8 protein-coding genes are annotated in these 9,867 nt (G+C 26.6%); 7 read left to right on the top strand and 1 reads right to left on the bottom strand.

Annotation, left to right across the window (positions count from 1 at the left end; translation table 11 throughout):
* Positions 1–131 precede the first annotated feature (131 nt).
* Positions 132–1,256: a metal-dependent hydrolase family protein gene (locus KGF38_RS08630; RefSeq protein WP_141668765.1), complete on the top strand. Its 1,125-nt coding sequence runs from the start codon at positions 132–134 to the stop codon at positions 1,254–1,256.
* 137 nt (positions 1,257–1,393) lie between these two features.
* On the opposite strand, the gene KGF38_RS08625 is transcribed toward KGF38_RS08630, so the two are convergent.
* Positions 1,394–2,344 carry a CotA family spore coat protein gene (locus tag KGF38_RS08625; protein WP_074179814.1) on the bottom strand — a complete coding sequence of 317 codons (951 nt, stop codon included), beginning with the start codon at positions 2,342–2,344 and terminating at the stop codon, positions 1,394–1,396.
* A 250-nt stretch (positions 2,345–2,594) separates the two neighbouring features.
* On the opposite strand from KGF38_RS08625, the gene KGF38_RS08620 reads away from it, so the two are divergent.
* The 6 genes from KGF38_RS08620 (at position 2,595) to KGF38_RS08595 (ending at position 9,852) form a co-directional block, all read left to right on the top strand.
* Positions 2,595–3,389, top strand: a complete 795-nt coding sequence (locus KGF38_RS08620; RefSeq protein WP_054270102.1) for an ABC transporter ATP-binding protein — start codon at positions 2,595–2,597, stop codon at positions 3,387–3,389.
* Positions 3,390–5,456 carry an ABC transporter permease subunit/CPBP intramembrane protease gene (locus KGF38_RS08615; protein ID WP_074179813.1) on the top strand — a complete coding sequence of 689 codons (2,067 nt, stop codon included), beginning with the start codon at positions 3,390–3,392 and terminating at the stop codon, positions 5,454–5,456.
* Between the two features lie 700 nt (positions 5,457–6,156).
* Positions 6,157–7,698 carry a putative bifunctional diguanylate cyclase/phosphodiesterase gene (locus KGF38_RS08610; RefSeq protein WP_054270104.1) on the top strand — a complete coding sequence of 514 codons (1,542 nt, stop codon included), beginning with the start codon at positions 6,157–6,159 and terminating at the stop codon, positions 7,696–7,698.
* Positions 7,699–7,998: 300 nt separating this feature from the next.
* Positions 7,999–8,367, top strand: coding sequence for a GntR family transcriptional regulator (locus KGF38_RS08605; protein WP_074179812.1), 369 nt, complete (start codon positions 7,999–8,001; stop codon positions 8,365–8,367).
* Between the two features lies 1 nt (position 8,368).
* Complete coding sequence (locus KGF38_RS08600) at positions 8,369–9,094, top strand: ABC transporter ATP-binding protein (RefSeq protein ID WP_074179811.1); 726 nt, start codon at positions 8,369–8,371, stop codon at positions 9,092–9,094.
* Positions 9,088–9,852: an ABC transporter permease gene (locus KGF38_RS08595; protein ID WP_054270107.1), complete on the top strand. Its 765-nt coding sequence runs from the start codon at positions 9,088–9,090 to the stop codon at positions 9,850–9,852. The genes KGF38_RS08600 and KGF38_RS08595 overlap by 7 nt, the downstream gene beginning before the upstream one ends.
* Positions 9,853–9,867 lie beyond the last annotated feature (15 nt).

Here is a 9,867-nt window from a genome sequence, read left to right as displayed (position 1 = left end):
TGTAAGAACCGTAGGAACTACGGGGATAGCCTGTGGAGAATTGGTAAGACATATTTCAGTATGCAAAATTCTATGAAGCAGGAACCATGTGACTTTAGTCATGGGAGGTTCAGGGAACAGGAAATAGCATTATGAAAAATAAGGGGGTAATTATTGAGGGAGATACTATAGTTGAAATTGAAGACATAAGAGAAGATTTGGATGGATATGATGTATATGATTACTTAGATAAAACTGTTATGCCAGGAATTATGAATTGTCATGTTCATTTGACAATGGAGCCAGTTGGAAATCCAAAAGTTTATTATGAGAATGTATCAGATGTAGAGCTTGTGGTAAATACAATAAAACAACTTGATGCTTACTTGGATTCAGGAGTAACATATATTAGAAGTTTAGGTTGTCCTAAATATGTGGATGTACAACTTAAAAAACTTGTAGACAAAGGGTCTATAGATGGTCCTGGTATAGTTGCTTCAGGTCCAGTTATATGTATGACAGGAGGACATGGATATTACTTTGGGATTGAGAGTGATGGTATAGATGAATGTAGAAAATCAGCTAGAACAGTCTTAAAGAATGGAGTAGACTGTGTAAAGATAATGGCAACTGGAGGTGTAACGACTGATGGTGTTGAGCCAGGTTCACCACAATTGACTTTGGAAGAAATGAAGGTTGCTGTAGAGGAGGCTGTAAAAGCAGGAAAAATAACTGCTACGCATGCACAAGGTAGAACTGGTATAAAAAATGCAGTACTTGCAGGAATAACTTCTATAGAACATGGTGTTTATTTAGATGATGAGATAATTGATTTGATGCTAGAAAGAGAAACATACTTAGTTCCAACTGTGGCTGCTCCATATTTTATTCTAAATGCAGGAAAAGAAAGTGGAATAACTGAGGCGACTCTTAGAAAGTGTGAAATTGTCGCTATTCCACATAAAGAATCATTCTTAAAAGCGTATAAAAAAGGAATTAAAATTGCAGTTGGCTCTGATGCAGGAACTTCTTACAATGAACATGGGAAGACATATTATGAAATGAAACTAATGTCAGATTATGGTATGGATAATATGGATGTAATAGTGGCTGCTACAAAAACTGCATCTGAACTTTTAAGAATTGATAAAAATTATGGAACTTTAGAAAAAGGAAAGAAAGCAGATGTTATAGTTGTAAATGGAAATCCTATAGATAATATAGATGTATTAGCTGATGTATTAGCAGTATTTAAGCTTGGTAAAAAAGTTAGATAGAAGTCAATATAAAAATAAAAAAGAGCGTCTAAAGTTATTTTTACATAGGCACTCTTTTTTATTAACAATAATCAAATATTTTATATTTTAAAAACTATATGCTATTTTATATTTAAATATAGTACTTTAAAATTGTTTTATGCAATATAATCTATAGAATCTACACATACAAAGTATATTCTTGAGTCATTAGAGTTTCCAAGTACTAAAACATCATTTTTCTTACCTAAAACTTCAACACCAGTTAGAACTAAACTACCAGCTACTACAGTAACTTGATTATTTATTTTAGAAGTATAAAGGTTGTCAAGTATACCTTTATTACAACAACAATCATCACAATCACAGTTGCAATTACAATCTCTATATTGTTTTTTATCAAGATAATATCCTAAAACTGCCACAAAATCATTATAATCTCCAGGTGCAACATTAAAAGCAACAGCTTTAAGAGAACATAATGATGCTAAATCTACAGTTGTTAGTGGATTGATTGTAGCAACTATATAATCAATTATATCATCAAGTATTGAATTTAATATACCTCCTAAGTCTATATTAGCAGGTACTGCTGCCTCTATAAGAGCAACTAATTCAGCTATACCTGGAATAGTGCCAATTGAACTAACTAATCCGCCAAGTGTCAATGGAATTGGTTTAGGATAATATATTTGACCAGATATATCTATTAAATCGCAGTTACAAGCTGAAAATCTTTTAAAAGTAGCATTAAGTCCAGATAGATTATCTTTTGGAGGTAGAGAGTAATCTATACCTACTAAATAAGCACCAACTATAAAGAAATCTGAAATAAAAGCAAACTGATTAAAATTAACAAAAGGTCTTATAGCATCATATCTTAAAAGTTCTAATGCATCTTTCATACTTTTTTTGCAGCAGCAATGTTCAGCTACTTTAGGTTCTTTACATTTGTTTGGATAATTATAGTATCTATCCTCTGTTTGATAATTGTCATAATATCTATCCTCTATTTGATAGTTGTCATAGTATCTATCATTTGTATTTATATAACCTTCTTCATATTCTTGAGAAAATCTAAAATTTTCTCTACATTTATTATTTTCCATTAAATGAACTCCTTTTATATTTTGATTTGAATATATAGATGATTAAGTTTATCTATATAGTAATATTATATTTAATATGTAAAAAAATGTTACAAAAGATATTATAAAAGAATAAAAAAAGGTAATTTGTCAAATTATAGTATGAATTTCTAGGATACTCTATTTTAAAACAAAAAACTTTATATAAAAAAGGTTTATATGTTATATTTATATAAATATATCTATAAACAAGAAGGGAGCAATTTAATAAATGATTGAGGTTAATAAATTATGCAAGTCTTTTACAAGGGTCGTAAAAGATGATAAGAATAAAAATTCAATAAGAAAGTTAAAGAAAATAAAAACTAGAAAAGAAGAGTTTCTTGCTGTGAATAATGTTTCTTTTAAAGTTGCAGAAGGAGAGATTGTGGGAATATTAGGTCCAAATGGTGCAGGAAAAACGACTTTGCTTAGAATGTTAGGAGGAATATTAACACCAACATCAGGAGATATACGTGTTTCTGGATATGATTATTCAATAGATAGAAATTCAGCAAAAAAAGAAATAGGATATTTGTCTGGAAACACAAAGTTATATGGAAGACTTTCTCCTAGAGAGCTTCTAACAACTTTTGGAAGCTTATATGAAATGACAAAAGAAGATATAGAAGAATCGATTGAAAATGTTATAAAAATAATGGATATGAGTGAATTTATAGATAATAGAATTGAGAATCTATCAACTGGTCAGACTCAAAGAACGTCTATAGCTCGTTGTTTAATACATTCTCCAAAGGTGTACATTTTTGATGAACCAACATTAGGGCTTGATGTTTTAAGTAGTGCATCTATAATAGACTTTATGAAGAATGAAAAACTAAGAGGTAAAACAGTTCTTTATTCAACTCATTATATGGAAGAAGCAGAAACTTTATGTGATAAGATTTTTATGATTCACAATGGAAAAATAATTGCATCAGGAACACCAAATAGTTTGAAAGAGGAATCTGGAGTAAACAACTTGAGAGACGTATTTATAAAACTTGCTAGAAAGGAGGAAGTTTAGATGAGAAGTAAGATTGTAAAATACATATTTAAAAAAGAAATGTTGGATATATTGAGAGATAAAAAGACATTATTTATGATGATTGTTTTACCACTTCTTTTGTATCCTTTACTTATGCTATTAATGATGCAGGTAATGAATATGTCTGCAAATAGTATGAATAGCAAGGATATTAATATAGCCTTTGATAATAAACCAAATAAAGTATTAGTATCGATGATTGAAGATAATAATTTAGGTAAAGATACTGAAAGCAAAGATAATGTAAATGATAAAGGAAAAATAAGAATACTTGATGTTGATGATTATAAAAAGTCATTAGAAGAAAATAAAATTGATGCTTATATAAAGATAGAAGAAAAACAAGCATCTACAAGTTATAAAATATATATGAATTCTTCTCAAGAAAACTCTTCTAATGCAGTAAAGAGAATAGAAACTGTTTTAGATAAATACAAAAGACTTACTGTAGAAAAAAAATTATCTGATAAAGGTTTAGATGTACAATCTACATTAGAGCCTTTAACATATAGCACTGTAGATGTTGCAAAGACAGAAGAAGTAGCAGGATATTTTTTAGGACAAATATTGCCATTCATACTGATAATAGGAGTCTTGCTTGGTTCAATATATCCAGCAATAGATGTTATGGCTGGGGAAAAGGAAAGAGGTACATTAGAAACTCTATTTACGCTTCCAATATCAAATTTAGAATTGGTTATGGGAAAATACATGGCTGTTTCTCTTAGTGCAATAGTAACAGCAATTTTAAATATTTTATCTATGGGATTGACTATGGCATTTATTTTAATTAGTGGAGGTCTTAGCAGTCAACTTGGCTTTGGAAATTTCAATTATGGAGATTTAATTTTACCAATTGTAACTACTTTAATCTGTATATGTCTGTTTTCAATGGTAGTAGCAGCAATAAGTATGTGTGTATGTTCACTTGCAAAAAGTTTTAAAGATGCTCAAAACTACATAACTCCTCTTATGTTAATTATTATGATACCATCATACGTCTCTATGATACCAAATATAGTGTTGGATAGGGTAACATCTGTAATACCTGTGGTAAACATATCACTACTTATAAAAAGTGTATTATCTTTTAAAAGTGATTTAAATTTAATAGCTTTAGTTTTGGTATCAAATATAGCTTTTGTTATATTGGCAATCATATTACTATCTAAGATGTTCAATTCAGAGGAAATACTTTTTGGTAATAGTAAGAGTTTTTCTTTTTTAGAGAAAAGATGTAATATAAAAAAAGGCTCTATACCAACTATAAGTGATGGTATTATTTTATACGCAGTGGGATTAGTTCTTTTAATTTATGTTGGTTCTTTAGTACAAATTAAATTTGGTATGGGTGGTATCATAATGACACAATTTATGATAATTTCATTACCATTAATATTTGCATACTATATTAAAGCTGATTTTAAAGAAGTGTTTAGCTTGAGAGTTCCTAAGTTAAAACATATACTTGGCAGTATTGTACTTTGGATTGGTGGATATATTCTTATTATGATTATAACACAACTAATTTTATTCTTGTTTCCTCAAAACATGGAAGTTGCTGAAAGTTTAAACGAAACCCTGTTTATGAAAGATAAGTTTTTATTAAATTTACTAACAATAGCTTTATTGCCAGCTATATGTGAAGAAATATTTTTTAGAGGATTTATATTTTCTTCATTTAGTAAATCAAAAGATAAGAATAAGTCTGTTAAGTTGGCTATAATATGTAGTGGAGTATTATTTGGTATTATGCATATGGATTTTATAAGAATAATTCCAACCTCTATACTGGGTATTATATTTGCATATAGTGTATATAAATCTGGTTCCATATTTGTATCGATGTTATTACATTTTTTAAATAATGGTATAGCAATTGTAGTAAGCCATTATACAACTGGAAATGTAGCCAATCTGTACAAATTTATTGAGGTCGATTTTGCAAATTTAAATATACTTAAATTTGTCTTAATTCTTTTAATAAGTTTTATATTAGTTGCATTGGGAGTAAGAATTTTATATAGAAACTCTTTAAAAAGTTAAATGTAGATTTACTATATATATTAAATATTGATTAGCACTAAAGTATATAAATATATCTTATATATAAAATACTTTAGTGCTATTTTATATATTCTCTTTATCTTTTAATTATATAAACTCTTTATTGTTTCATTTATATAATATTTTCATTATATAAATGAAACAATAAAGAGTTTTAATTTTATAGATTTATAGTTAAAAAATCAATTATGAGGAGATATATTAAAAAATTTAAATTAGATATTTTTTAATTTACTTAGGGATAAAATTTAAAAATTAGTTTGTCGAAATAAATATAGAAAGAAAAAACAGAAAAAATAAAGTATGAATATGTTGCAAATACTATATTTTGGGAAAAAGTAGTCATTTCTTGTAAAATGGATAGTTTTGAAAAGAAAATAGTAAAATTATAATATAAAAATAAAATTTTTCAGATAATTTGAAGAAAAATAAGTATCTTTTATCAATAATTATATACCAAAATAATCCAATTTATTTTATATTATACCGATATGAAATGTATAAATCAATAGTTAAGACAACTAATATACTACATTCTATAATTATAGTAACTGAAAATTTCATGAAATTTAAAATAAATATAAACTATCCATTTTACAAGAAATGGAAACTTTTGGGATATACTTATTTGCTAATGGTTTATAATAAAATAGAGGTGTTTTAATGGGAGGAAATTTTTATGAGGAATTTACAAAAAAAATTAATGTTTTTTTTATTTATATGTATAATTTTACAGATTATACATACAATACCAGTTTATTCTTTAAATGAATTTTATCAAAATAACTCCCTAAGCAATTTTGAATCTATTATGTTTAATAATCAATTTATTAGCAAATATTCATTACAGATAATATGTATTATGACTATGATATGTATAATGCTTATACTATATATAATATATGATAAATTAAGGTTTAGAATTAAATTGCAAAAGGTAGCTTATACAGATGGTCTTACAGGAGCAAGTACTATGGATAAGTTTGTGATTGATGCTAATAAGATATTATGCAAAAATACTCAAGAGAAATATGCTTTATTGTATATAGATATTGATAAATTTAAATATATAAATGACCTATTTGGATATGAAGTTGGAAATGAAATTTTACGTAACTTAACTAAGATTATTAAAAATAATATATTTGAAGATGAGATATTTGCAAGAATATCTGCTGATAATTTTACTATAATTATGAAATACATAGAAGAAAAAGATATAACAAATAGATTGAACATTATATTTGAAGAACTAGATTTATTTAATAATAATCAAGAGGAAAAGTATAAACTGGTTTTGAGTTGTGGAATCTACTTTATACTTTCAGAAGATAGAGATATTAATTCAATTATAGATAGGGCTAATATACCTCATAAAATGGCAAAAGGAGGACATAAAAGTTCCTATGCATTTTATGATAATAAGATTCATGACCAAGAAATAAAAGAAAAAGAGATGGAAAATACGATGTTTTCAAGTTTGGAAAATAAAGAATTTATTGTACATTTGCAACCCAAAATAGAACTTGATACAGGAGAAATACAAGGTTCAGAAGCTCTTGTTCGATGGAAAAGTTCTAATAAAGGTTTAATACCTCCAAATGAATTTATTCCATTTTTCGAGAAAAATGGTTTTGTAATAAACTTAGATTTATATGTACTTGAAGAAATATGTATACAACTTAGAAAATGGATTGATGCAGGTATAAATCCAGTTACTATTTCGGTTAATGTCTCAAGGATACATTTATATTGCAATAATTTTATAGAAACATATAAAAATATAATTGATAAATATGAAATACCTGCAAAGTATATAGAACTTGAACTTACAGAAAGTATTATATTTGATAATTTTGACATCTTAATTGATATAATGAATAATTTAAAAAAAATAGGATTTTTGATATCTATGGATGATTTTGGTTCAGGGTACTCATCATTAAATATGTTAAAAGAAATTCCTATGGATATTTTGAAGCTTGACCAAAAATTTATTATGGAAACTTATAATAGCAATAGAAGTAAGATAATTGTTACTAAAGTTGTAGAAATGGCAAAAGAATTAGGAATGAAAGTGGTATCAGAGGGTGTTGAGACAGAAGAGCAGTTTCAGCTCTTAAAGGAAGTAAAATGTGACATGGCACAGGGATATCTGTTTGGAAAGCCAATGCCAATTGAAGAATTTGAAAAATTGATTATGTATAGCTCAATAAAATAGGAATTAATCTATATTATAAAAATCTAATAAATTATGTTAAAAATGAACTCTAATACAGTGTTCATTTTTTTGTGAACTTTTTTATATACTTTTTAAGATAATAAAATTATTTAAGATTAAAAGGAAATAATTATAGCTTTGATTATAGATATATAGTAGGCATTTTTATAAAAGCATAGTATGAAAAAATATACAGAAATATTTTCATAATTTTATTTAAAAGTAATTGACATATAAGCTGTATTATTATATTGTTGTATTAAGTTATTAATACAATAATATAAACAAGGAGGTATAAACATGGAATGGGAACTTGATAATAATAAGCCTATATATATACAATTAGTAGAACATTTAAAATTGAAAATAATTTCAGGTGAGATTGAAATAGGATCTAAACTAGAAACAGTAAGAGCACTAGCAGAAGATGCTGAAGTAAATCCAAATACAATGCAAAAAGCTCTAACAGAGCTTGAAAGACAAGGATTAGTTTATAGCCAAAGAACTAAAGGAAGATTTGTAACAGATGATAAGGAAAAAATAAAAGCTATGAAAGCGGAAATAGCTAATGTTGAGATAAATACATTAAAAGAGACTTTAGAAAAACTTGGGTATGATAAAGATGAAATGATAAAACTTATTACAGAAAATTTGAAAGGAGAATTATAAAATGGATAAAAATATAAATAATATTTCTCAAGATGGAATAGTTGAATTTAAAGATGTAAATAAAAGTTATGGAACTAAAAAGGTTTTGAAAAATGTTGAATTGAATATACCAAAGGGAAAGATAGTGGGATTGCTAGGTCCTAATGGAAGTGGCAAAAGTACAATGATTAAGCTAATAAATGGATTATTACAGCCTGATAATGGTGAAATTGTAATAAATGGAATGAAACCATCAATAGAGACTAAGAAAATAGTATCTTATTTACCAGAAAGAACTTATTTAAATGACTGGATGAAGGTATCAGATTTACTGAAATTTTTCTATGATTTTTATAGTGACTTCGATGTTAGAAGAGCAAATGAGATGATTAAAAGTTTAGATATTGATGTGAATGAAAAACTAAAAACAATGTCTAAAGGAACCAAAGAAAAGGTTCAACTTATCTTAGTTATGTCAAGAAAAGCAAGTATATATATCCTGGATGAACCTATTGGTGGTGTTGACCCAGCTGCAAGGTCATATATACTTAAAACTATATTAAAAAATTATTCTGAAGATAGTACTTTACTAATCGCTACTCACTTAATAAGTGAAATAGAGAATATATGTGATGAAGTAATATTTATATCTAAGGGACAAATAGTATTGCAAGGAGATGTTGAAACAATAAGAGAAGAAAAAGGAAAATCTATAGATGCATTATTTAGGGAGGAATTCAAATGTTAGGTAAATTATTAAAATATGAATTAAAGGCAAGTGGAAGAACATTTATACCATTATATATAGCTATATTAGTAGTAGCTGTATTCAATGGAATATTTATAAACACAGATATATTCCAAATACAGGGAATAGGAATACTGGTATTGACGAGTCTTTTCATGGCATTAGGTGTTTTAACTATTGTAGTTACAATTCAAAGATTCAGAAAAAATCTTTTGGGTGATGAAGGGTATTTAATGTTTACTCTTCCTGTTAGTACTAGTTCACTTATTTTATCTAAATGTATAACAGCACTTATATATGCTGTACTTAGTTTTATAGTTGCAATGTTCACATTTGGAATGCTTATGCTTTTTAGTGCTTCTGGAATACACTTACCTGAATTTTTAGATTTTTTTAATACTGTTTTTACAAAAGGTTCTGAATATTTTTTAGATGTTGTATTATTTTCAGTAACAATGCTTATTTCATATTCATCATTTATTTTGTTATTATATACATCAATTTCAATGGGGCAATTGCCAAGATTTAACAAGCATAGAAATATAGTAGCATTTGTTTCTTTTATAGCTATAAATATAGTAATATCAAGTGTTGGAAATGCTATAGAAAGAATTTTACCACATAAAGATACAAATATGATATATCATTTTTATCAAAGTCCTCATTTTGCACTTGCAATGCTTGGGAGTATTGCAGTTGTAGTAATATTATTTTTCGCTACAAAATATATATTAGATAAAAAATTAAATTTAGAATAGATATTTTTATAGAGA

The organism is Clostridioides sp. ZZV14-6387, from assembly GCF_020657835.1.
GTDB lineage: Bacteria > Bacillota > Clostridia > Peptostreptococcales > Peptostreptococcaceae > Clostridioides > Clostridioides difficile_A.
This window is presented reverse-complemented; position numbering and strand designations above follow the sequence as displayed.